This is a genomic window from Nocardia sp. NPDC058640 (assembly GCF_042716995.1).
Classification (GTDB): domain Bacteria; phylum Actinomycetota; class Actinomycetes; order Mycobacteriales; family Mycobacteriaceae; genus Nocardia.
The window spans coordinates 1-24031 of the sequence record NZ_JBHXRG010000037.1; the positions used below are offsets into that span (position 1 = coordinate 1).

General features: G+C 67.1%; 22 protein-coding genes. 9 read left to right on the top strand and 13 right to left on the bottom strand.

Annotated features, from left to right (window positions below; translation table 11 throughout):
* Nucleotides 1-202 precede the first annotated feature (202 nt).
* The 3 genes from ACFWU5_RS25855 to ACFWU5_RS25865 all read left to right on the top strand — a co-directional run bounded on the left by ACFWU5_RS25855 (nt 203) and on the right by ACFWU5_RS25865 (nt 3083).
* Nucleotides 203-790: a YdcF family protein gene (locus ACFWU5_RS25855; RefSeq protein WP_379244781.1), complete on the top strand. Its 588-nt coding sequence runs from the start codon at nt 203-205 to the stop codon at nt 788-790.
* 154 nt (nt 791-944) lie between these two features.
* Entirely contained in the window at nt 945-1754 is an 810-nt protein-coding gene (locus tag ACFWU5_RS25860; RefSeq protein WP_379269352.1) for an SAM-dependent methyltransferase, read from the top strand.
* 48 nt (nt 1755-1802) lie between these two features.
* A complete protein-coding gene (locus ACFWU5_RS25865; RefSeq protein WP_379269354.1) occupies nt 1803-3083 on the top strand; it encodes a diguanylate cyclase domain-containing protein in 1281 nt (426 codons plus the stop codon).
* A gap of 18 nt (nt 3084-3101) precedes the next feature.
* Here the strand turns inward: ACFWU5_RS25865 and ACFWU5_RS25870 are convergent, their stop codons facing one another.
* Complete coding sequence (locus ACFWU5_RS25870) at nt 3102-4094, bottom strand: acyl-ACP desaturase (protein WP_379269356.1); 993 nt, start codon at nt 4092-4094, stop codon at nt 3102-3104.
* 205 nt (nt 4095-4299) lie between these two features.
* Here ACFWU5_RS25870 and ACFWU5_RS25875 point away from each other — a divergent pair, with 205 nt between their 5' ends.
* A complete protein-coding gene (locus ACFWU5_RS25875) occupies nt 4300-5547 on the top strand; it encodes a KasA/KasB family beta-ketoacyl-ACP synthase (RefSeq protein ID WP_379245128.1) in 1248 nt (415 codons plus the stop codon).
* A gap of 56 nt (nt 5548-5603) precedes the next feature.
* A complete protein-coding gene (fadD32, locus tag ACFWU5_RS25880; RefSeq protein WP_379269357.1) occupies nt 5604-7487 on the top strand; it encodes a long-chain-fatty-acid--AMP ligase FadD32 in 1884 nt (627 codons plus the stop codon).
* A gap of 39 nt (nt 7488-7526) precedes the next feature.
* Here the strand turns inward: fadD32 and ACFWU5_RS25885 are convergent, their stop codons facing one another.
* From ACFWU5_RS25885 to ACFWU5_RS25900, 4 genes are all read right to left on the bottom strand, one after another.
* The gene (locus tag ACFWU5_RS25885) at nt 7527-8813 is read right to left on the bottom strand and encodes an LCP family protein (RefSeq protein WP_379269359.1); all 1287 of its coding nucleotides are present in this window, start codon (nt 8811-8813) and stop codon (nt 7527-7529) included.
* Nucleotides 8810-10018, bottom strand: a complete 1209-nt coding sequence (locus ACFWU5_RS25890; protein ID WP_379269360.1) for an Ig-like domain-containing protein — start codon at nt 10016-10018, stop codon at nt 8810-8812. The genes ACFWU5_RS25885 and ACFWU5_RS25890 overlap by 4 nt, the downstream gene beginning before the upstream one ends.
* A 24-nt stretch (nt 10019-10042) precedes the next feature.
* Nucleotides 10043-10588 carry a YceI family protein gene (locus ACFWU5_RS25895; protein WP_379269362.1) on the bottom strand — a complete coding sequence of 182 codons (546 nt, stop codon included), beginning with the start codon at nt 10586-10588 and terminating at the stop codon, nt 10043-10045.
* A 113-nt stretch (nt 10589-10701) separates the two neighbouring features.
* Complete coding sequence (locus tag ACFWU5_RS25900; protein WP_379269363.1) at nt 10702-11922, bottom strand: MFS transporter; 1221 nt, start codon at nt 11920-11922, stop codon at nt 10702-10704.
* Nucleotides 11923-12049: 127 nt separating this feature from the next.
* On the opposite strand from ACFWU5_RS25900, the gene ACFWU5_RS25905 reads away from it, so the two are divergent.
* Together ACFWU5_RS25905 and ACFWU5_RS25910 are read left to right on the top strand one after the other, a co-directional pair.
* Complete coding sequence (locus ACFWU5_RS25905) at nt 12050-12880, top strand: DUF72 domain-containing protein (RefSeq protein ID WP_379269364.1); 831 nt, start codon at nt 12050-12052, stop codon at nt 12878-12880.
* A 350-nt stretch (nt 12881-13230) separates the two neighbouring features.
* Complete coding sequence (locus ACFWU5_RS25910; protein ID WP_379269366.1) at nt 13231-13596, top strand: Rv3235 family protein; 366 nt, start codon at nt 13231-13233, stop codon at nt 13594-13596.
* Between the two features lie 2 nt (nt 13597-13598).
* On the opposite strand, the gene ACFWU5_RS25915 is transcribed toward ACFWU5_RS25910, so the two are convergent.
* The 4 genes from ACFWU5_RS25915 to ACFWU5_RS25930 form a co-directional block, all read right to left on the bottom strand.
* Nucleotides 13599-14972: a metallophosphoesterase gene (locus ACFWU5_RS25915; protein WP_379269368.1), complete on the bottom strand. Its 1374-nt coding sequence runs from the start codon at nt 14970-14972 to the stop codon at nt 13599-13601.
* Between the two features lie 127 nt (nt 14973-15099).
* Nucleotides 15100-15624, bottom strand: coding sequence for a DUF4254 domain-containing protein (locus ACFWU5_RS25920; RefSeq protein WP_379269369.1), 525 nt, complete (start codon nt 15622-15624; stop codon nt 15100-15102).
* 157 nt (nt 15625-15781) lie between these two features.
* Nucleotides 15782-16927, bottom strand: coding sequence for an acyl-CoA dehydrogenase family protein (locus ACFWU5_RS25925; RefSeq protein WP_379269371.1), 1146 nt, complete (start codon nt 16925-16927; stop codon nt 15782-15784).
* A gap of 112 nt (nt 16928-17039) precedes the next feature.
* Nucleotides 17040-17600 carry a hypothetical protein gene (locus ACFWU5_RS25930; protein ID WP_379269372.1) on the bottom strand — a complete coding sequence of 187 codons (561 nt, stop codon included), beginning with the start codon at nt 17598-17600 and terminating at the stop codon, nt 17040-17042.
* Nucleotides 17601-17920: 320 nt separating this feature from the next.
* On the opposite strand from ACFWU5_RS25930, the gene ACFWU5_RS25935 reads away from it, so the two are divergent.
* Nucleotides 17921-19207 (top strand): hypothetical protein, encoded by a 1287-nt coding sequence (locus ACFWU5_RS25935; RefSeq protein ID WP_379269374.1) that lies wholly within the window; start codon nt 17921-17923, stop codon nt 19205-19207.
* Nucleotides 19208-19211: 4 nt separating this feature from the next.
* Here the strand turns inward: ACFWU5_RS25935 and ACFWU5_RS25940 are convergent, their stop codons facing one another.
* Together ACFWU5_RS25940 and ACFWU5_RS25945 are read right to left on the bottom strand one after the other, a co-directional pair.
* Entirely contained in the window at nt 19212-19781 is a 570-nt protein-coding gene (locus ACFWU5_RS25940; protein ID WP_379269376.1) for a hypothetical protein, read from the bottom strand.
* A gap of 279 nt (nt 19782-20060) precedes the next feature.
* Nucleotides 20061-21551, bottom strand: a complete 1491-nt coding sequence (locus ACFWU5_RS25945; protein ID WP_379269377.1) for an AIM24 family protein — start codon at nt 21549-21551, stop codon at nt 20061-20063.
* Between the two features lie 148 nt (nt 21552-21699).
* On the opposite strand from ACFWU5_RS25945, the gene ACFWU5_RS25950 reads away from it, so the two are divergent.
* The gene (locus tag ACFWU5_RS25950; protein WP_379269379.1) at nt 21700-23124 is read left to right on the top strand and encodes an amidase; all 1425 of its coding nucleotides are present in this window, start codon (nt 21700-21702) and stop codon (nt 23122-23124) included.
* Here the strand turns inward: ACFWU5_RS25950 and ACFWU5_RS25955 are convergent, their stop codons facing one another.
* Both ACFWU5_RS25955 and ACFWU5_RS25960 read right to left on the bottom strand, forming a co-directional pair.
* The gene (locus ACFWU5_RS25955) at nt 23125-23349 is read right to left on the bottom strand and encodes a hypothetical protein (RefSeq protein WP_379244820.1); all 225 of its coding nucleotides are present in this window, start codon (nt 23347-23349) and stop codon (nt 23125-23127) included.
* A gap of 214 nt (nt 23350-23563) precedes the next feature.
* On the bottom strand, nt 23564-24013 hold the full coding sequence (locus ACFWU5_RS25960; protein ID WP_379269381.1) for a MarR family winged helix-turn-helix transcriptional regulator: 450 nt from the start codon (nt 24011-24013) through the stop codon (nt 23564-23566).
* Nucleotides 24014-24031: the final 18 nt, after the last annotated feature.

Sequence of the window (24031 nt, forward strand, 5' to 3'; positions counted from 1 at the left end):
GCACTCGACAGGGTGTGGGAGAGTAGGACACTGCCGGAACATCATTGCGAAAGGCCCCCAACCATTGGTTGGGGGCCTTTTTGCGTTCCCGAACCGTTCGGAGACCGGCGCATCGCGGTCCGAACCATCGATATTTCAGAAAACCCGCGTGCCCGAAGTGCTGGTGAGCGACGATGATCCCACGTCGCTTCGGGAGGTCACCATGGATTGGCTCTTCACACGTCTCGTACTGCCGGCGGCACTGATCGGTGCCGTCGTTGCCACCGCGGCACCCAGTGTCGCCGCCCCCGATCCGCTGATCGGCGTGGCCGACTCCATCGCCGGTATCGCCGGCATCGAACTGCCCGCCACCTACGGGCCCGAGACCGCGATCGTAGTGCTGGGATACGGGTTGCTGCCCGATGGCACGATGCGCGCCGAACTGGGAAATCGCTTGCACGCGGCGCTGATTCAGGCCTACATGTCACCCGAGTCGCCGGTGATCGTGACCGGCGGCAACCCGCGCAACGGCATCACGGAGGCGCAGGTGATGGCCGACTGGCTCAACATCCGCGGCGTTGCCCGGCACCGGTTGCACGCGGAGACCGAAGCCGGTTCCACGGTGCAGAATGCCGAGTTCTCGGCGCGGATGATGGAGGCGCTCGGCGTGACCAAAGCGGTCCTGATCACCTCCGCCGACCATATGCGGCGTGCACTGGACAACTTCGTGGCGGCGGGCATCCCCGTGGTGGCCACCATGACCCCGGATGTCGCCCCTCTCTGGGCGCAGCCGTTCGGCACGGAGAAGTAGACACCGACCCCTGGACCCTCGCGGCATTGTTAGTTATGTCCATGAGCTGTGCTAACTGATCGCCGCGCTGATGTCGGTGCTGCCGTCTACTATGCGACTGGCGTTACTGCGGGGTTGCGCTGTCGAAGTGTGGTTGGCAGATAAGGGGATTCGAATGGACAGGCCTACGTGGGCACCCGAAGGCGTCGACATGGATAAGCCGAGCCCGGCTCGGATGTATGACGCGCTGCTGGGTGGTTCGCACAACTTCGCGGTGGACCGGATGGCCGCGGAGATGGGCATCAAGCTCGTCCCCGACCTGCCGCGCCTGGCGCTGAGCAATCGAGCCTTCCTGCGCCGGGCGGTCCGGTTCATGCTCGATGCCGGGATCCGGCAGTTCCTCGACATCGGATCGGGCATCCCCACCGCGGGCAACGTGCACGAGATCGTCCACGAACTGGACCCCGAAGCGCGGGTCCTCTATGTCGACATCGACCCGGTCGCCGTCGTGCATTCGCGGACCATTCTGGCGGGCAACGACCGGGCGGGCGCGATCGAAGCCGATCTGCGCAAGTCCGACGACCTGCTGGCCGCGGTCCGCGAGACCGGGCTGATCGACTTCGACGAGCCGGTCGGACTGCTGCTCATCGCGGTGCTGCACCTGGTGGCCGACGACGAGGACCCGGTCGGCAAGGTGGCTGCCCTGCGTGAGGCGGTGGCGCCCGGCAGTTTCATAGCCATTTCACATCTCACGTCAGAGCTTCGGCCCGAGGACGCCGGTAAACTGGGTGAGCAGTCGGCGACCGTGAACAAGATCGGCATCATCTTCCGATCCAAAGACCAGATCGTCGAGTTGTTCCAGGGTTGGGATTCGGTCGAACCCGGCGTGGTCGAGCTGCCGTTGTGGCGGCCCGAGTCGCAGCGTGATCAACACGAGCAGCCGGGCCGTTCGTTGGGTCTGGGCGGGGTTGCGCGCAAGGTATGAGCCGCCCGACGGTGGCGGTGCGATAGACGATGGACAGGTGGAGCAGCAGTGGGGTCGTGGGAGTTGGCGGCGCGATGGGCTGATGCCCTCGACGGCGTCGTCGCCCCCACCCTCAATCGCACGCAGATCGAGGAGATGCTGGCCGCGCTGGGCAGCGGCTTGATCGACGCGGCGCGTGGCGGCGAGGATGGCGATTCCGCGCGCCGGGCGGCGCGGATGCTGGTCGCGGCCAACTATCGAGATCCCGCCGCGGTGAGTCGTTCGGTGCGGGTGATCTGCACCGACCTGGTCGACATCGCCACCGACGGCCCCGATGACCCCGCGCTGCCGCAGATCCGCGACCGCGCGATCGGCCTGGCCGCCGACTTCGCGGCCGGGTTCACCGCCGCCCTGCGGGCCGCCGCACTGGCCGAGCAGGAAGCCACGCTGGCCGCGGTACTGGCAGCCGCCAGGGAAGCCGAGCATCGCCGGGCCCTGTCGGAAGCACGTTTCGAGGCGGTCTTCGACGGCGCCTCGGTCGGGATCGGCACGGTCGACATGACCGGTCAGGTGGTGAACTGCAACGCGACCCTGGCCCACATGATCGGTCAGACCCCGGAGACCATGCCCGGGCGCACCGTCGCCGACATCCTCGGCCCACAGAACCTGAACGACGCGTTCGACCAGTTGCAGCGCATGGTCGCCGGCGAATCCGAGAGCTTCCGCACCGAGACCGAACATCTGCACACCGACGGTCGGGTGACCGCGATCGACCTGTCGATGTCGGCGGTACGCGACGCCGACGGTGGCATCCAATTCCTGATCGGTGTCGCGGTCGATGTCACCGAACGCAAGCAGCTGGCCGACCGGTTGTGGCACGAAGCCAATCACGACGCGCTCACCGGCCTGCCGAATCGCCCGCACCTGTTCACCCGGTTGGGCAGTGCCCGGGCCCCGATCGGGATCTGCTATCTGGACCTCGACGGTTTCAAGGAGATCAACGATCTGTGGGGGCACATGATCGGGGATCGTGTGCTGCGGGTGGTCGCCGACCGGATGGTGGCCGCGGTGCGTGGAGTCGATGCCATGGCCGCCCGTATCGGTGGTGACGAGTTCCTCGTACTGGTCGAAAACTGTTCGGGCGAAAAGCAATTGGCGCAGCTGGCCGACGAGTTGATGGCCGCGCTGACCGAACCGCTGGAGGTCGACGGGCACATGCTCGCGGTCGGGGTGAGTATCGGCACCGCGTTCTTCGAGCAATTGCCCTGTGCCGTAGACGAATTGGTGCACGCCGCGGATACGGCGATGTACCGCAACAAGAATCACGCGCGCCGCGACCCGGCCCGGTAGCGGCCGGGCCGGCGCCGATCAGACCAGTTGCGCTTCGCGTGCGGCCGCGCGTGCCAGTGAACGATCGCGTTGCTCCTCGAAGCGCAGCACGTCGCCGCGCAGCCGCTCGAGGAACACCGCCAGGTCCTCGCGGGCTTGTTCGCCGCGCGGCCCGAAGTCGGTGCGCTCGAACACATTCCACTTGCGCAGCACCGGCAGCAGCACCTCTTCCAGATGCTGGCGCAGGTCGTAGATGCCGTGCTTGGCCATCAGCACGCCGTTGCGTCGCCAGCCCGGCATCCCGGCGCCGGGCATCTGAAAGTTCTGCACGATGGTGTTGATCGCCTCCATGGTCTGGTCGGGGGCCAGGTCCAGCGAGGCGGCGCACAGGTTGCGGTAGAAGATCATGTGCAGGTTCTCGTCGGCGGCGATGCGGGCCAACATCTTGTCCGCGATCGGGTCGTCGCACACGCGACCGGTATTGCGGTGGCTGACCCGGGTGGCCAGCTCCTGGAAGGTCACATAGGCCACCGAGAACAGGAATCCCGCGCCCGAGGCGGAGTTGATGTCGAAGCCAGGGGCCTTGTCATCGACCACGGCCATCGCCGAATAGCCGTTGGTCATGTGGATCATTCGCGCCTGTTCCAGCGCCACGGGGTCCACGCCACGGGTCACCACGAGGTAGTCGCGGATCACGATGCCGTGCCGGTTCTCCTCGGCGGTCCAGCGACCCACCCAGGTTCCCCACGCCCCGTCCTTGGAGAAGTTCTCGGCGATCTCGCGATGGTAGGAGGGCAGGTTGTCCTCGGTGAGCAGGTTGGTGACCATCGCCGCCTTGGCCAGCTCGCTCAACGCGGATTGTTCTGGGTCCCAATCGATTCCGCCCAGCGCGGCGAAGTTGCGGCCGCGATCCCACGGCACATAATCGTGGGGGTGCCAATCCTTGGCCATCGACAGGTGTCGGTTGACATTGCCCGCGGCGATGGGTTCCAGCTCGATCAGTAGTTCCAGTTGGGTCAGGTTCCTGGCCACGCTCGTTCGCCCTTTCCGGTTAGTGAAAAGCTCCCAAGTTGCGTCGGTCCGGTAGTGTTGCCCGTCGTCACAATAGACCCGGCGCATCGCGCCTGGAAACGACACGGTGCTCTTACGCACTGTTCGAAGAATTTGGGCGCGTCGCGCCGAGTGCATATACGCTCCACCAGTTCAGCTCCATCAGCGGTTCCCGTTCAGTCGTGGCATAGCTAGAGAGAGTGAGCGAAAAATTATGACGGACATCGTGGTCACGAGCCTGGCGGCGACCACGTCGATCGCGGGCGACGTCGATTCGACCTGGAAGGGTCTGCTCAACGGCGAGAGCGGTATCGACGTCCTGGAAGATTCCTTCATCGACGATTTCGAACTCCCGGTGCGGATCGGCGGACATCTGGCGGTGTCGCCCACCCTGTCGCTCACCCGCGAAGAGGCGCGCAAGCTTTCGTATGTCGAGCAGATGGCCGTGGCACTGGGCCGCGAGGTATGGCGCAACGCGGGCAGTCCCGAGGTGGACCGCGACCGGCTCGGCGTCTCGATCGGCACGGGTCTTGGCGGTGCGGAATCGCTGATCTACGCGCGTGATCGGCTGCGCAACGGCGGTTATCGCAAGGTCTCGCCGCTGACCGTGCAGGCCATCATGCCCAACGGTCCCGCGGCCTGCGTCGGCATCGAATTGGGTGCGCGCGCCGGGGTTTCCACCCCGGTGTCGGCGTGCTCGTCGGGCTCGGAGGCGATCGCCAATGCCTGGCGGATGATCGTGATGGGCGATGCCGACATGGTGGTCACCGGCGGTGTCGAGGGGTCTATCCAAGCGGTGCCGATCGCGGCGTTCACCCAGATGCGGGCCATGAGCACGCGCAATCACGATCCCAAGGCGGCCTCGCGACCGTTCGACCGTGACCGCGACGGGTTCGTGTTCGGCGAGGCAGGCGCGATGATGGTGATCGAGACCGAGGAGCACGCCAAGGCACGCGGCGCCACGATCCACGCGCGACTGCTGGGCGCGGGCGTCACCTCCGACGGATTCCACCTGGTGGCACCGGATCCCGAGGGCACCGGCGCCGCGCGGGCGATGACGCGGGCGATGCAGACCGGCGGGATCACCCGCACCGACGTGACCCACATCAACGCCCACGCCACCGCCACGCCCATCGGCGACACCGCCGAGGCCAATGCGATCGGCAAGGCGATCGGCTCGCACGCCTCGGTGTACGCGCCGAAATCGGCACTGGGACATTCGATCGGCGCGGTCGGTGCGCTGGAATCGGTACTGACCGTGCTCAGCGTGCGCGACAGCATCATTCCGCCCACCCTGAATTTGGACAATCAGGACCCCGCCATCGATTTGGACGTGGTGTCGGGTCAGGCACGGCGCGGGCGTATCGATTACGCGGTGAACAACTCCTTCGGATTCGGTGGTCACAACGTCGCCCTGACGTTCGGTCGGTACTGACGATTCGGCGTTGTTGGCGGCGGCCTCTGGTCACGGTGCGTTGAAAAGGATGGGGAATGATCGGCGAGACATTCGACGACTATGTAGACGAACTGGGGACAATTCGGATTCCCGGTGATCAGACCTTGATCGACTTCGTCGACAAGCACAGCGAGGCCAACGGGGACGATCTGGCCTACCGCTTCATCGACTATTCACGGGAACGCGAGGGCGAATACCAGGAACTGACCTGGCGCGAATTCGGCGTGCGGTTGCGCGCGGTGGCGGCACGGCTGCAGCAGGTGACCCAGCCCGGCGACCGGGTGGCCGTGCTGGCGCCGCAGGGTCTGGACTACGTGGTCGCGCTGTTCGCGGCGGTGTACGCGGGCAATGTGGCGGTGCCGCTGTTCGATCCGGAGGAGCAGGGCCACAGCGACCGGCTGCACGCGGTGCTGGGCGACTGCGAGCCCGCCGCGGTGCTCACCATCGGCAGCGCGGCCGCGGGCGTGCGCAACTTCTTCCGCGAACAGCCCGCCGCGCAACGGCCAAGAATCATTGCGGTGGAAGCGATTCCGGACGCGGTCGGCTCGCGGTGGCGCAGGCCCGATATCAACATCGACAGTGTGGCGTATCTGCAGTACACCTCCGGGTCCACCAGGGTTCCGGCCGGTGTGGAGATCACGCACCGCTCGGTGGGCACCAATCTGCTGCAGATGATCGACGCCATCGGGATCACCGAGAACGCGCGCGGGGTCACGTGGCTGCCGCTGTTCCACGACATGGGGCTGCTCACGGTGATCCTGCCGACCATCGGCGGCAAGTTCATCACCATCATGTCGCCCAGCGCGTTCGTGCGCAGGCCCTCGCGGTGGATCAAGGAACTGGCCGCGCAGGCCGACGGTGCCGAAATCTATTCCGCGGCACCGAACTTCGCGTTCGAACACGCGGCGATGCGCGGGCTGCCCAAGGGTGACGAGAGTCTTGACCTGTCGAATGTGATCGGGCTGATCAACGGCAGCGAGCCGGTGTCGGTGGCCTCGATGCGCAAGTTCAACGAGGCGTTCGCGCCGTACGGGCTGTCCAAGACCGCGATCAAGCCCTGCTACGGGATGGCCGAGGCGACGCTGTTCGTGTCGGCGACCAAGCGCGACGACGAGGCGCGGGTGGTCTATGTCGATCGCGGGCAGCTCAACGAGGGCCGGATGGTGGAGTGCGACGAGCACGCCGCGAACGCGGTGGCGCAGGTGTCGTGTGGGCATGTGGCGCGTTCGCAGTGGGCGGCGATCGTGGACCCGGACACCGGGATCGAGCGCCGTGACGGCGAGGTCGGCGAGATCTGGTTGCACGGTGACAATATGGGCATCGGGTACTGGGGACGGCCGGAGGAGACCGCGGAAACCTTCCACAATCGCGTGATCGCGCGTACGCAGGCGGGCAGTCGGGCGCAGGGTGCGCCCGATGACGCGAAGTGGATGCGGACCGGCGATTTCGGTGCCTATCACGATGGTGAACTGTTCATCACCGGTCGGGTGAAGGACCTGGTGATCGTGGATGGCCGCAACCACTATCCGCAGGATCTGGAATATTCGGCGCAGGAAGCCAGTACGGCGTTGCGGCCCGGTTTCATCGCGGCGTTCTCGGTGCGGGCGGGGGAGTTGCCTGCGGCGGTGCAGGCTGCGGGCAGTGCGTCCGATCCCGACGCGGAGCAGTTGGTGATCGTGGCCGAAAGAGGCACCGGCGCTGCGAAATTGGAGCCGGGGCCGATCACCGAGACGGTGCGGGCGGCGATCGCGCGCAGGCATGGGGTGATGGTGCGCGATCTGCTGCTGGTGCCGGCGGGGTCGATTCCGCGGACGTCGAGCGGGAAGATCGCGCGGCGGGCGTGCAAGGCGGCGTACCTGGACGGGACGTTGCGGGGCGGATACCGGCAGCAGGCGTATCCGGACGCTCCCGAAGAGTGAAAGACGGTCGGCCACTGGGTATTCCGGTGGCCGACCGGTTCAGTTGACGCAGGGGATGGTGTCGCCGAGCTCGGTGGAGATCGGTTGTCCGGCGTCGGGTAGTGGCATCGCGTCGGGCAGCGGCATGGTGTCCGATGTTGTTGTCGGCGGGGAAGTTGTCGCGCTCGGCTCGGCGGGTGGTGTTTCCTGGCCGAAGGCCGCGCGCACCTCACGTTTGATCGCGTCCGGGTCGACGATGTTCACGTCCTGTCCGTCGATCACGTCGTAGCGCACCACCGGCAGCGTGCGGAACTCCACCGGCACCGAACCGGCGGCGCCGAGGTCGCGGGCGAAGTCGAACAGATTCCAGCCCTGCGACAACACCACATCGCGATGCGCCACATCCATCAGCTCCGACAGCTGGTGCAGGTTGGTCAGCGTCCCGGAATCCCTGAGCGACTTGGCCACCGAGGTGAGAAAGGCCTGCTGGCGGTGGGTGCGGTCCAGGTCGCCGTTGAACAAGCCGTGACGTTGACGCACGAACGCCAGCGCTTGCGCACCGTCGAGATGCTGGTGGCCCGCGGGGAAGACCGCGCCGGAGAACTCGCTGTCGTCGACGGCATTGTTCAGGCACACGTCGACACCGCCGACCGCGGTGGCCAGGTCGTAGAAGCCGGCCAGGGAGATCTCGGCGAAGCGGTCGATCGGCACGCCGACCAGATTGCGCACCGTGGTCACGATGGACGCGCGCCCGGCCTCACGACCGCGACGCTCCAGGACCACCGGGTCCGTCTCGCCCCGCTCGATCAACATCGCCTGCACCGCAGCCTTTTTCAGCCCGTAGGCTTCTTTGATCTTGAGCTGGGTGTAGCCGGGGATACCGGTGACCGGGACGTAGTTGTCACGAGGGATCGAGAACGCGACCACCTTGCTCGCATCGGCCGGAATGTGCAGCAGGATCAGCGAATTCGCGTTGTAGCCGCCCTCGGTGCCGTCGCCCGCGTGCAACTGGTCCAGTATCTGTTGCGGTAAGTCGTTGCCGTTGAGGTCTTTTCGGGTATCGAGGCCGATCAGCAGGATGTTCACGGCGCCGCCGCGCGATCGTGGCGGGTCCTCGCCCAGCGCGGTGGAGTGGGTGAAGCCGGTGTCGATATCCTGCGTGGCCGACCAGGCCAGGCCGGTGCCCGCGAGCACGGCCAACGCGGTGCTGGCCACCAGAAGCCTGGCCGCGATCATCGCGACTCGGCGCGCACGGCCCGATTTGGTCGCGCGGTGGCTGGCGGCCACGCGCTTGCCCACCCGCTGTGGCCCGCGGCGCGGCGGCGGAAAGTCGTTGTGCGCGTTCACCGTAGCGCGCTACCCGCCTGCCACTGTGCCCACGGCACACCCCAATCACCGTTCTGCCACACCTCGAGCGGGGCGCCGCCGGTGTTGCGGATCTCGACGACGTCGCCGGGTTGGGAGAAGTTGTAGAACCAGCGGGCGTTCTCGCCGCTGAGGTTGAGGCAGCCGTGCGAGACATTGGTGTTGCCCTGCGCCCAGACGGTGTCGTCGAGTTGGTGCAGGTAGATGCCGTCGGTGCTGATCTTGGTCGCCCAGCCGATGGTTTCCTTGTAGCCCAGGCGCGAGTTCACCGGCAGGCCGTAGGTGGAGGAATCCATGATCACCGGATTGGCCTTCTCCATCACCGTGTAGATGCCCGGCTGGGTCCAGAAGGTGATGGTCTTGCCCGCGACGGTCTCGCTGCCGCCCCGGCCCAGCGAGGTGGGCATGGATTTGATCAGGGTGCCGTTGTCGAAGACCTGCACCTGCTTGTCGTTGTCGTCGACGATCGACACGTGCGAGTCGCCGATGGTGAAGCTGGTCTTGGTGTCCTGCTGGCCGTAGAGGCCGCCGCCCAGGTCCTTGCCGTAGATGTCGGCGGCGAGCGTGACCTTGGTGCCAGAGGCGAAGTATTTCTCGGGGCGCCAGTGCGCGTTGCGGTTGTCGGTCCAGTACCAGGAGCCCACGACGGGCGGCTCGGTGGTGACGGCCAGGTGTTTTTCGGCGGTGGCGCGGTCGGGGACGTCTTCGTCGAAATGCGCGACCACGACCGTGCCGACACCGAAGGTGGTCGATGTCGACAGTGGGACGCCGCCGGTGGTGCGGAAGGAGACCACGGTCTGGTTGTTGGGTGCCAGGGTGGAGAACGAGGAGGTGATCGGGCCGACCGTGCCGGTGACGGTGACCGCCTCGGCGGTGATGGTGTAGGTGCGGCCGTAGCCCAGCGGTTCAGAAGGTTTCCAGGCCGATTGGTCAGGGGTGAGCAGGCCCTCGACGGTGCCGCCGTCTTCGTTTGTCATGGTGACCGAGGTGAGCTGGCCGTCGCTGGTACTGACGCGGACCGGGCCCAGCGGGTCGATCTCGGTCGCACCGTCTTGTGGCGCGACCGAGATCGTCGGGACAGGTGGGGCCGCGGATTCGAAGTCGGGGTCGGTGGGTGTGCCACCACAACCCGCGACCAGCACGAGCAGCCCGGCGGCGAGCCAGGCTCGGAAACGTCGTCGCGACATGTGCCCTCCTGACCTGCGCGCGGGTCAGCTCTGGAGGCCGACCTCGACATCGAGCGAGAGGTTGATCTTGTCGCCGATCACGGCGCCGCCGTCGGCCATCGGCATCTCGGTGGTGAGGCCGAAATCGCGGCGGTTGATGGTGGCGGTCGCGCTGAAACCGGCGACGGGGGCGTCGGCCATGCCGGGGCCGGTGCCGAGGAATTCGACGTCGAGGGTGACCGGGTGGGTGTTGCCGCGAATGGAGAAATCGCCGGTGACCGAGAACTCGGTGCTCAGCGCCTTGAAACCGGTGGCTTTGAAGGTGGCGATCGGGTGGTTGGCGGAGTCGAAGAAGTCCGCGGTGGCCAGATGCCCGTCGCGTTGCGCGTTGTCGGTGGTGACCGAGGCGACGTTCATCTGGACATCGGCATCGGCGGTGCCGTCGGGATGGACCACGAGCGTGCCGGAGAAATCGGTGAAGCGACCGCGCACTTTGCTCACCATCAGGTGGCGCACGGAGAACTGCAGCGTGGAATGGGCGGGGTCGATGACCCAAGTACCGACGGGCAGGCCATTGGAAGGTGCCGACATGATCTCTCCTCACTGGGCGATCCGGCCGATGCCGACCGGCGGGCGTGAAGCGATAACGCCAACCAGCCTAGCCCGCTCGATCACCTGCGGGCCGGTGCTGACCGTCGGTGCGTTCAGGTTGTTTCGCGATAATTCACCGCGACCAGTGCCAGGCAGCAGGCGGTGATCGCGGCGGTGACCAGGTACATCGCGGGGTAGCCGAAACCAGCACCGCTGTGCAGGGCGGACAGCAACGCCGGGACGCCGAAGCCGAGGTAGCTCACCGAGTAGAAGACGGCGGTCAGGCCGGCCAGGTCCTTGGGGCCCGCGATGCGTTCGATCTGCTGCAGGCCTGCGACCAGGCCGATGCCGTAGCCACTGCCGAGGACCACAGCGGTCAGCAGCGTGACCCAGATGCTCAGGGTGGCCGCGGTCCACGCCGCCATGACCATGCCGGTGGTGAGCAACACCAGCGCGACCACCGCGGCGCGGGCGGTGCCGGGGCGGTCGATGCGGCGGGCTACGGATTGGATAGTGAAACCGCAGCCCAGCGTCACCATGGTGACCAGGGCGGAGAAGGCGATCGGGGCCTGTTGCACGCGCGGCAGTAGGAGGGTCGGCAGGACGGCGTAGGCGGTGGCGTTGGCGGTGAACAGCCACAGGGCGATCGGCACCGCCACGCGCAGGAATCGTCGATGTCCGGCGGCGGGGATCTTCAGGTCGTCGCGCAATCGGCCCGAATCAGCTTGCCGGGTCACTGTTTCCGGTGTTCTGAACACCCAGAACGCGGTCGCCAGACACAGCGTCGCGTTGACGAGATACGCGGTGGAATCGGGCAGCGGACCCCACTGGGCCAGGGTGCCCGCAACGCCCGCGCCCAGCGCGAAACCAGCGGTGAGGCTCATCGCCGAGCGGCGAGCGCCCTTGCCCGCGACTGCTTCGGCGAACGGTGGTTGCGACAGTTCCTTGAGCCAGCTCCCGCCGACCGCCATCGCCAATCCGAGCGCGACACCGCTGAGCAAGCGTCCCGCGGCCAGCATCGGCACCGAGTCGGCGCCCGCCGCCAGCAGCAGCGAACCGGCCGCGGCGATCAGCGGCGCGGGCAACATCAGGGGGCGGCGGCCGAAGCGGTCGGAGAGCGGGCCACCGATGAGCAGCGCGGGCACGATACCGAAGACGTAGTAGAACAGCAGCAGGTCGACCGCGGTCAGGGGCAGGCCGTTGAGTTTGTACATCACCAGCAGCGGAGTGAACTCGTTGCCGCCCCACGCGATCGCGACCATCGCCGCGCACACGCCGAGCCACGCGCGAGTCGCGGTGACAGCGCCGGGCCGTTCGGTGGTGAGAATCGCCATCACAGGCCCTTTCCGTCGTGCGCACCGGAAGATCGGCGGGGGTCGATACCCCGCCACCGCGCACAGGGCGAATGGTGGCAACCGGTCTCATTTTAGGTGCGGGCGGTGGCTGTATTACGGTCGGGCTGTGCGTGAGCTGCGGGTTGGGTGTGCGATGTGGACGCACCCGCAGTGGCCCGCGCCCCGGGAACGGTTGCGGGCCTATGCCGGGCACTGTGGGGCGGTCGAGGGCAACACGACCTTTTACGCGACACCGTCCGCGTCGACCGTGCAGTCGTGGGTCGCGCAGACCGCGCCCGATTTCCGGTTCGTGCTCAAGCCGCCGCGTTCGGTGACCCACGAGCGTCGGCTGGTCGACGCCGAGGGTGAGCTCGGGGCTTTTCTCGACGTGATGGCACCGCTCGGGTCGCGGGTGCACGCGCTGTGGATCCAGTTGCCCGCTTCGTTCGGGCCCAATGATCTGGGTGCGCTGGCCCGGTTCCAGCGGGCGCTGCCTGATGGGTTGCGCTGCGCGGTGGAGGTGCGGCATCCGGCCTTTTTCGAAGACGAGCGGGCCGCGGTGCAGTTGGAACGGGTGCTCGGGCGGATCGACGCGGAGTGGGTGCCTTTCGATACGACCGTCCTGTTCGACGGGCCGCCCGGTGATCCGTCGGAGTACGAGCCACGGGCGAAGAAGCCTCGGGTGCCGCGGCGGATGCGGGCGCTGACCGAGTACCCGATCGTGCGCTATCACGGCCGCGCCGACATCGAACGCACCGTGGCGGGCTGGGTTCCATGGGTCGACACCGTCGCCGGCTGGCTGCGGGAGGGTCGCTCGCCGACGGTGTTCGTGCACACTCCCGACAACGCCGCCGCCCGAGAGCTGGCCCGCCGCTTTCACGATGAGGTCCGCGCGGTCGTCCCGGATCTGCCCGCGCAGCCGACTCCCACACCGGACGAACCGATGACGTTGTTCTGAGGCGGTTCGCCCGATTCGGGACTTATGTCGAGAGTCGGTGTTACGCGCAGGTTTCCGGCTGGTCGGGAGGTGGACAACGTGAGGTGACCTGCGTTGATTTCGCGCCCACTTGTCGTACCCCCGTGTCATGCTGTGCGCCACCACTGGGGAGTGGGAGGGCAGCCGAAGGGGACGGGCTTATGTCTACGGAGGAATTGGTGTTGTCGCCTGCACCACATTGCGAGCCGCAGTTGGAGAACGGGGCCATCGTGCAGCGATCCGTGTCGACGAATGTTGCTGCGCCGCATCGTGTTACCGGATCAGCTCGACGACGAGCGCCGGGTGGTACGCCGGCCAGTATCCGCAGGGCTGTGCGTGCGTCGTGCCCGCAAACCTTGCCTCCTACGGTCGAATCAGCTTCGGGGGCAAAACGATTCACCGAACAGGTCCTACGCCTGCTGCTCGAGGTGGTCGACCGACGGAGATCGCCGGGCCACCTGCGCGCCTTCGTCGACGCACGAGCCCTGGCCGCCATCAACACCATGCTCACCCAAGACCTGGTCCCCGGACGAAACCTGGGCAGCGCCACGCTGTCTCGCGTGAAACTCACACCCACCGACGACGGCGCGGCAGAAGTCTTCGCGTCCTATCAACGCGGCCCGCGCACACTGGCCATCGCCGGCCGCGTCGAATCCACCAAGGACGGTTGGCGTTTGGTGGCAGTGCGCATGTTCTGAGATCAGCGCACAGTCGTGACGCCCGAGAAATCATGGCGTGCACCGTGATTTCGGTCCGTGAGGCTGCCCAGAGCGTGATCGGGGTGCAGGCCGAAGTACTGCTTGCGGGTTCTGCTGGTCCAGGCCAGCGCTGCCGCGGCGGCGATGCGGTGGAAGTGGACGGTGTAGCCGCGTTCGTAGATGCGCAGCAGCGCGTAGCCGCCGGGGTATTCCTTCACCGCGGCTACCTCCAGGTATTCGACAGAATCGGGGCGGGAGCGGCGATTTCGGTGAGTGTGACCGCTGTGATGAAGGAAGACGCCGGGTGCCGTTCGGTAGCAGGCCTGCAGGGCGGCCGCGCTCGCGCGATCGAGGACGAATCCGGGGCCACCCGGATTGCTCAGCGCCGCATGGCGACTCGCAGGGTGATGGCCGAAGACCAGGGTCGGCATGTCCGAGTCGGCGGCCAATGTCGCGCGCAGGTGGGCGATTTGGTCGGGGCTGATCATGCCGCCGGCACCTCGTCGACGGGTGGTGTCCAGACCGATCAAACGTAAGCCGCCCAGCTCATGGCAACTGAGCCGGCCGAACGGCCCGAACACCGCACCCCAGTGGTCGCCCGACTCGCGTGGCGCGTCGTGATTGCCGCGGCAGACGAAGTAGTCGCGACCTCGCACACCCCACTCGTCGAGGCGAGCACCCACGCCCGCGCACTGTTCGGCACTCCCGCAATCGGTGAGATCGCCCGCGATGACCAGGTGATCGGCCGCGCGTTCGGGACGACGGACATCGTGGAGCAGCGCCTCGGTCATGACCTGCGGGTAGTGGCCGTCGTCGTGGCGCAGACCAGGTGGCAGCCCGGCCAGGATCAGACCGCTGCGTTCCTCACCCCAGTGTGTGTCGTTGGCGAGCGCGATCGTGCGCAGCAGCCGTCCCGGCGGTGGCGGTGCGGTCGTGAACACGCCCGTGACCTCGGGAGTTCCGGGTCGACGGGTCACCCACGTGCGCCCTGGCACCGCGGTTTCGCCGTCGGAACAGGCGGTGAACCGATAGCGGCGGCCCGGCTCGAGACCGCGCACCTCCGCGTAGTGATGCGCGGTGCGGCGGGCGTCGAAGTAGCGGGTCACCGGTGGGGCCGCACTGTCGGCCGGTGCGAGTCGAACCTCGGTGTCCGACGCCGCCGGGTGCCACCGTCCTGCGCGATCGCGGCGATGGGTGGACCAGGTGAGGATCGCCGTGTCGTGGGTGACCGTCACGACCTCGAGATCGGTGACGACCAGCCGATCGCGCACGCCCGTCCACGAGAACGGCCTGGACATCGGTGCCCGCACTGTCGCCGCGGCGGCACCCGATGCCGCGTTGACCAGCCAGGTGGTGTGCAGTCGCGGATCGAGCATGTCGGGCTCCGTTCGCCGTCTACCGGTGACGGTACGGCGGCGGACTGAACACGCGTGGACGGCGATGTGGCCGGAAACCGCCGAGGTGGCGACCGTGCAGTGATGTGGCCCGTCGCCGGAAACCCAGCTACTCCGAATGCGGCAGGTTCCGGCTCGGTTGTTGGCCATCGCTTTCCGGGCTGTCGCCGTCGAGGCCGTCGGGGAGACGGCGTGCGCCGCTGGCTACCTCACCGATGAGATCGGCGTAGCCGCAAGCCAATTCGTGCAGGCGTTGTTGGGCGGCGTGCAGGTCGGCTTCGGCGCCGCAGGCCAGGGCACGGTAGGTCAGGGCGGCGAAATGGGCCATGCGGTCCACGACGGCGCCGATGCTCTCGGTGTGGATCGGCGCCGAGATGGCGGGAGTGGGGGAGCGCAGAACCACCCAGCGGTCGATTTCGCACACCAAACGCGCACGCGCCCAATCGATGTCGCTGGTGTCACCGGGGAGCTGCTGTTCGCGGCGTTCGTGCAGGGTGGCGAGTTCGTGCGCGGCGCACAGCACGGGGTCGGCATCGCCTGCCACCCCGCAGACCGCCTGCATCATCTGCGCACGGTCCGGCAGTACCGGTTCCTGTTCGGGTCGTCCCGTCGAACCGTCGCCGTCCGTCTCCACTGTCGCCGCACCATCCCCTGCTCGTTGTCCATCTTCTTCCGAAGGACATTCGGCTCGGTCGTGGCGCCGGATAGGTCACGAAATGGCCTCTCAACAGCGAAAACCGGCCGCGAACAGGTGTTCGCGGCCGGTGCGGATCGTCGAATCCGAAGCGGTACTACAGGCTTCGGGCGATGATCTCCTTCATGATCTCGTTGGTGCCCGCGTAGATCAGCTGCACGCGGTTGTCGACCCACATGCGCGCGATCGGGTACTCGTTCATGTAGCCGTAGCCGCCGAACAGCTGCAGACAGGTGTCGGCGATCTGCATGGCTTTGTCGGTGGTCCACCACTTCGCCATGGCCACGGTGGGGATGTCGAGTTCGCCGCGGATGTGCTTTTCGACGCAGTCGTCGATGAACACGCGCGCGATGCGGGCCTCGGTGGCGACCTCGGCCAGCTTGAACTTGGTGTTCTGGAAACTGAACACCGTGCGACCGAACGCCTCGCGCTCCTTGGTGTAGCGCAGGGTGTGATCCAGCGCCACCTCCATGCCCGCGACCGCGCCCATCGACACGATCAGGCGCTCCTGGGGCAGCTGCTGCATCAGCTGGATGAAGCCCTGGCCCTCCTGGTCGCCGAGCAGGTTGGTCACCGGGACGCGCACGTCCTCGAAGAAGAGCTCGGAGGTGTCCTGGCCCTTCTGGCCGATCTTGTCCAGCACCCGGCCGCGACGGAAACCTTCGCGGTCGGCCTCGACCAGCACCAGCGAGACGCCCGACGCACCCTGGGTGGGGTCGGTCTTGGCGACCAGGATGATCAGGTCGGCCTGCGCGCCGTTGGTGATGAAGGTCTTGGAGCCGTTGATGACGTACTCGTCGCCGTCGCGGATCGCCTTGGCCTTGACGGCCTGCAGGTCGGAGCCGGTGCCGGGCTCGGTCATCGCGATCGCGCCGACGACCTCGCCGCTGGCCATCTTCGGCAGCCAGTGCTTCTTCTGCTCTTCGGTGCCGTACGCGAGCACGTAGTGGGCCACGATGCCGTTGTGCAGGCTGATGCCCCACGAGGTGTCCACCGCGCGGGCCTGCTCCTCCATGAGCACGGCCTCGTGCGCGAAGGTGCCGCCACCGCCGCCGTACTCCTCCGGGATGGAGATGCACAGCAGGCCGACCTCGCCCGCCTTGTTCCACAGGTCACGGTCGACGTGGTGCTGATCGCGGTACTTGTCGATATTGGGGACGAGTTCCTTGGCCATGAACGCACGGGTCATGTCGCGCAGGGCGTCCAGGTCCTCGTTCATCCAGCTGGACCGATTGGCGGCCATGCAGTCTCCTAGTTCGGCTCGGCACAGCACCGGTCCAGGCGTGACCGGTGGTTACGGTCACCAGTGTGCAGCAGTATTGGCGCGGTGACAATAGTGGCGGCGAATCAGCCTCTCACCAGCGGATCATCGGCAGCGGTGACAGCGGATGGATCAGTGCGCGCCGGATCGTGAGCTCCACCAGCTTGTAGTGGAAGCCGCTGTCGGGGTAGCGCCGCGTCAGGGTCGAGTAGGCCGAATACGGCAGGCCGAAGCGGATCGCGCCCAGGGACACGTCGATCAGATCGGCGCGTCGGAACAGCTCGACGGGGTCGGTGGGCTTGCCGGCCGGGCGGATGCGGTGGTGGTCGTGGATCATCGAGCCGACGACCTCGGTGAGATCCTCGCGACGCTGCGCGATCAGCCAGTCGCACGACAGCGCGCACGACGGTTCGAGATAGTCGAAAGTGCCTGCGGCCCAGATGCCCAGATCGTGGAAGACCGCCGCGGTGCGGAACTCCTCGCGAGTGCTCGGCGGTGCACCGGGTTCGCCGCTGTGGGTGAACAGGAGGTCGGTCAGGCGCAGCACCCGCAGCACGTGATGGAAGTAGGCCTTGCGGTCGTCGCCCAAGCGCGCGGTCCACGGCTCGAGTCGGTGCGCGATCGTCTGATCGAGTTCGCCTGTGTGCTGGGTCAATTCGTCACTCCGCCATCGATCTCACGGGCGTGCGCGAACCCCCGGCACCCCCGGACCCAACCCTAGGTGCCGCCGGTTGCCGCCGCCCGGCGAACCGATGATTCCCGCGCGGTTTCGACACCTGCGGTAGCGGGCGATTATCTTCGCCTATCCGCGCTCTGACCGAAAATGTTGCGCGTGTCGCGCGCGGCGCGCCGTATGCGAGGCGCTGTGGGGGAGCATCGGTTTCACACTCGAGGGTATATCGACTAAGAATGGTCCGTGCCGTTCACACGTGTGGTCACCTGCCTGCCTTTGCGCGCCCTCGGCGGTGGTCTGGCATGACGATCGAGTCAGGTCCCGCCACCGACGACGTCAGCCAGCTCGCCCTGCGAGTCGAACGTGCCCGGGGGCGTCTGGCCTACCAATTCGATCCCGCGCTGACCGACGCCCTGTCGGAGTCCGAGCTCGCCGCCGAACGTGAACTCGCCGAACGCATCCGCGAACAGGATCGCGAACAGCGCTGGAAGCACACCCAGGCGATGGCGTCCGCGTCGGACCGCAGCCGTCAGACCACCGAAGCGATCGAGAAGGCCGACATGCGAGATCTGCTGCTCGCCAGAAAGGCGATGGCCGCCCAACGACGCGAATCCAGCCCGCACGCCCGGCTGGCCTCGCTGTACCGGCACCGGTCGTGGTCGCTGAAGGCGCTGGCGGGCGTGGTCGGCGCGGGCATGCTGTGGTCGGCGGTGAACGTGCAGCAGAACATCGCGCCCGGTGGGCCGAGCGACCCGCTGTTCTGGTTCAGCTACCTGCTCGAGGCGATGATCAGCGTGTGTCTGATCATCATCATGGTCGGCACGAACAAGGTCGCCGAGTGGGGCGTGATCGACAACCGTCGGCAGGTCGCGCTCGCCGAACTCGCATTGCTCGGTCTCACCGTCACTCTGAACACGTATCCCTATGTGCGCGACGGGCGTTGGTACGACGTCGCGGTGCACGCGGTCGCGCCGGTGATGATCGGTGTGGCGCTGCTGATCCATGACGCGGTCAGTGCTCGCTACGGTCTGGCGATCACCCGTGCGACCAGCCAGGTCAGGGATCTGCCCGACCCGGCCGACACGATCCTGGCCCGCCAGACGACCGAGGGCATCCGCCTCACGTACACCCCGCCGATGACCGGCATGGCTCGCGCCGAGGCGCCCGCTGCCCTCGAACTCGCTGCTCCCGTTACCCGCGAACCTGCCTGGACGCCTACGGAACCGGTCGCTGCCACCCGTCCCGCGGAGAAGCGCAAGCGTTTCGGCATCGGCAAGCCCGCCGCTACGGACAAGGCCACCAAGCGGGTTCCGGCCGCTCCGGTGGTCGCGCCCGAACCGCCCAAGGCGCCGGTAGAGCCTGAGGCGGTCAAGCCCGCCGAGGTTGTCCCCGCAGCGCGTAAAACCGCCATCTCCGATATCGAAGCCCGCGTCGAAAAGGCTTTCGCGGAAGCGAATTTCGGGTATGAGGCGATCGAACCGACCAGCATCTACGACACCGGGCAATTCCGGATCGCGGAAAGTCTGGAGCAGGAACTCAACGATATGCGTGAGGCGCGGCGTCAGGCGCGCAAGGAGCGCACGGGGTAATCGATCATTTGATAGCGAAGAAGGTCTTGGAGTCGTTCATAGTCCAGGACTCTTCGACTATGACGGCACCCTTGTCGATTTGGTCGGCGGGTACTGAGAAGCAGACGTTTCCTTCATCGCCTGCGTCTGGATACAGCTCGTCCACATCATTCAGCGAGTCCGGGATCACGCCGCAACTGTCGCCCGTGTCGTAGGTATTGCCCTTCGATCCGTAGAACTGGTAATCCAGATCGATCCACGGCAAACCGGTCTCCTCGCCCACATACTTCGCGGCCGTGCGAATGATCACGAACTGTCGGCCGCTGGCCGGTGGATCGTTGAACTGATTCTCCGCGAGCACGTCATCGGTGGCGTTCGTATCCACCGATATGACGCTGACCTGCCAATCCTCGCCCACGTCAAAGGTCTCACCGAGCGGAACCGGCTTCTCCCGAGTCCCGAGATCCTCACTGTCCTGCATCAACGCAACACTGTGCTCCCGCGCAGTGGGCACCTGCCCGAGCGTAGAATACGCCACCGGCAGCACAAGCACGCCCCCGATAGCGGCTGCGGTGATCAAACAATTCTTCATCATGATTACTTCTCCCCAACACGCACAACTCGTGCGACATAGTTCGAAAGTCCGACCGCGCCCCGCAGCGATCCGTCGGTGACCATGCCTGAACAACCGGACATCCGCCCGGCGCCGGTACAGCCTTGTCGTGGCAATTGACCACGGCGAAGCGCTTGCACCGCAACACAATTACCACCGCGGCACAACACGCCCGTTCGAGTATCCTCCGCCCGACAGCAGTTCTAAACCTTTGTCCGCCCGATCGTTATGTTGGTATCGACTAACACAGTTGCCGAATAATCAGCCGAAGAGGCCGCCGCCGGTTCCTGCTTGTTGGCCGGCGCCGGTGCCGCCGATCAGGCCGCCGGGTGGGAGTTCGGAGGGTTGGACGATGACGAAGCCTCGGCCGGTGAAGGTGAGGGTGCTGGCTTCGCCGGTACTGCGGCCCATGAGGCGGCCCAGGCCGAAGGAGTCGTTGCGTTTGATGCCGGTTTGGAGACTGGAGGACCAGGCTACGGCGGCGTTGGGGTCGGCGTAGGTGGCCTGGTCGACGGTGAGGACTACCGGGGTGCCGTGGGTGGTGATCGCGATGCGGCCGCGGCCGGTGAACACGCAGTTGAACAGGCCGGCGTTGGAGGCGTAGCCGGCGGCGCCCTGGACTCGGCCGACGTCGTAGCGCAGGGTGGAGTCGAAGGCCAGGACGTTGGCGCCGTTGATGGTGAGGCCGTCGGTGCCGTCCAGGTCGATGATGTGCACGTCGGCGGCGGCGTTGGCCAGGAACAGGTCGCCGCGGCCGGTCACCTTCATCAGCGGTACGCCTTCGCCGGTGAGGTGTTGGCGGATGGCGCGGCCGATGCCGCCGGAGCCCAGCGCTTCGAATTTCAGGTCGCCCTGGTAGGCCACCATCGACCCGGCCCGCGCCATCACCTCCCCGTTCATCCCGACCTTGACCATCTTGCCGCCCTGCTTCTGGATGCCTTGGCCGCTGACCTCGGCATGGGAGGGGTCGAACAGGTCGCTGTGCACGGGGCGGGCTCCTTGCTGAGAGGCATACGTCGGGGCGCCGGGGTTGTAGCCGGGCGGTGGGTAGCCGGGTGCGCCTGCTGGGGGCGCTCCGAGTGGTGGGGCGAATTGGCCGGTCTGCGGTGCGGGCTGGCCGGGCTGCTGGGCGAATTGGCCGGGCGGCGGCACGTTGGACCCCGGTTGGTGCGGATGACCGGGCGCGCTCTGCGGCGGATGACCGGACCTCGGCGTCGAGCTTCCCAAATTACCCTGTGCTGCTACCGGTTCAGGCTCGTCGTCGAGATTCACGCCGAAAGCCGAAGCGATACCGGCCAATCCGTCGTCGTACCCCTGACCGATCGCCCGGATCTTCCACACCCCACCCCGACGGTAGACCTCCACGCACACGACACCGCTCTCGGTGGTGAGCCCGGAAATCGGGAAAGTCAGTGCGGTGGAACCGAATTCGATCGTGGTGGTCAGTGCGCCGACCGAGGCGAAGGTCGCGGGTCCGCGCCCGTCGAGGCTGGCGGTGACGACCACCTTGTCCACATCGGCGGGCAACGCCGAGGTCTGAACCGACACCACATCCGACCCACCGTTGCCGTGCCGGTACACCACGCCGGGCCCGGTCGGCTGGTTGAAGAACACGAAGTCGGCGTCGGAGCGCACGGTGCCTGCCGCGTTCACCAGCAGCGCCGACACGTCGACCGACGCGGAACTGGTCACGGTGACGGTCAGCTGATCGCCGGGTGCGGGCCGGTTTTCGCCGGGAGCCAGCACGGTCACGACACCACGCCCGAACAGGAGGCGGATTGTCCGATTCGCAGGAGTTCCACGAGTTCGATAGTGCCGTGTCGGCGCCCACCGCGCCACCATCGAACGCGGAATCTAGTTACCGCTGCGAAGGGCCACCGTTTCGCATTACGCTGCGGGGATGAGCTCTGCCGTGCACGGATTCACCGATGATGCCCTGGGAACGTTGGACGCAGTCGGTGTGGCAGCGGCCTTGCGTGCGGGGCAGGTGAGTCGGTCGGAGGTGCTCGAGGCCGCGATCGCGCGCACCAACGCCGTCGATCCGAGCCTGGACGCCGTGCAGATGACGTGCTTCGAACGCGCCGCGGCGACCCCGGAAACCGCGGGCGTGTTTTCGGGAGTGCCGGCGTTCGTCAAGGACAACACCGACATCGCGGGCCTGCCCAGCTGCCACGGCTCGGCCGCGTTCACCCCGCGCCCGGCCACGGTGACCACCGGCCCCGGCGCGCAGTTCCTGCATTCGGGCGTGATCGTGCTCGGCAAGTCGACCCTGCCGGAATTCGGCCTCACCGCCAGCACCGAGTTCCTGCACCGAGCCCCGACCCGCAACCCGTGGAATCCGGAGTACTCGGCGGGCGCGTCCTCGGGCGGTTCGGCCGCACTGGTCGCCGCCGGTGTGGTGCCGATCGCGCACGCCAACGACGGCGGCGGTTCGATCCGGATCCCGGCCGCGGCCAACGGCCTGGTGGGCCTGAAAGCCACCCGCAACCGCCTGCTCGACCAGCCGGGCGCGCGTCGACTGCCGGTCAACCTGCTCGCCGAGGGCGTGGTCACCCGCTCGGTCCGCGACACCGCGCACTACCTCGCCGCCGTCGAACAGTTCGGCGCGAATCCGAAGCTCGAGCCGGTGGGCCTGGTCGAAGGTCCGAGCGCGCGCCGACTGCGGATCGGCCTGATCACCGCGGACATCTTGGGCCGCCCGGTGCATCCCGACAACGGCGCGATCCTGGCTTCAGCGGCGAAGGTCATGGCAGGTCTGGGCCACGAGATCGTCGAGATGCGCCTGGAAGTCGACCCGCAGTTCATCGAGGATTTCAAGCAGTACTGGGCTTTCATGGCCGCCGCGATGACCCTGTCGTTCCGACTGGGCCACCGCGGTCACTTCGACGCGAGCAAGCTCGACCCGTTCACCACCGGTCTGATCGGGCTGGTCAAGCGCAATCCGCTGGGTGCGGCGGCGTCGGCGTGGCGGTTGCGCAGCGGTCCGGCCACCTACGACAAGCATTTCGCGCAGGTCGACGTGCTGCTGACCCCGGTGTTGGCGCATCCCGCGCCGCGCATCGGCGAACTCGCGCCGGGCCAGCCGTTCGACCAACTGTTCACCAAACTGGCCGACTACGCGGGCTTCACCCCGCTCAACAACGTCGGTGGGGCCCCTGGCATTTCGCTGCCGCACGGCCTGCTGCCCACCGGTCTGCCCGGTTCGGTGCAGCTGGCCGGTCGTCGCGGTGACGAGCGGACCCTGCTCGATCTGGCCTACCAGCTGGAAGCGGCCAGCCCGTTCCCGCGGATCACCGACCGTCGCGCCGCCGCGGGTGCTGCCTGATCAGTTGTTGCGGGTCGCGACGTTGATCGGACGCAGGCGGCCGGGGCTGTCGGTGCCCGCGTCGAAAGCCCAGTGCTCGCCATCCCAGCCGGGGTGATCGATGCGCCACCGGTCGACCAGGCGCGCGTCTTCGAGCGAGGCGACGACGCCGGCCGAACCGGTGTACTGCAGTCGCTCGTACTTGTGCCGGGTGACGGTGTCGACGGTAGTGGCCAGTGCTGACATTGATCCTCCGAGATCGAGGGGGAACGGGTGACGTGACGAGTGCGGGACCCAGACCTTTCAGTCTGAGTGCTGCGGTGGCGCGTCACCGCTCGCTTCGAGAGTATTCCGCGCGCCGCGACCTCGCGCAGGTTTTGAAAATCCTGTTCTTCGGATTATTGGATATCCGGTATGAAATCGCCGCCGCACCCCGATTGGTTACGGCGGTGGTGACGATTCACCAGCTCGGGCGCACCCGACCGGGCGTGACCACACGCGCCAAACCCTTCCTGACCTGGGCGAGCGCGGTGGGGCCGAGGGCGTCGGACCAATGTCGAGTGAAATCCGCCAGGGCGGCGTCGGCGGCGCGCGTGCACGCCCAGCCGCGGTCGGTGAGCGTGATCAGCCGGGCGCGCGCATCACGCGGGTGCGGATTGCGGTCGGCGTAACCCTTGGTGACCAGCTCGTCGACGAGCTGGCTGGCGGCCTGTTTGGTGACGCCGAGGTGTTCGGCGAGCTCGCCGACCGTCGCGCCGTGCGGTGCCATCCGCGCGAAGGCGTACCCGTGCGTGGGCCGCACATCGGTGAAGCCCGCCGCCGCGACGCCCGCCTGCACGGCGTCGGTCACCTCGGCCGCCGCGGCGAGCAGCAGCAGGGGTAGATCTGCGTTTTCCGGCACGACAGTCATTGTGGCACTTGACAGGAT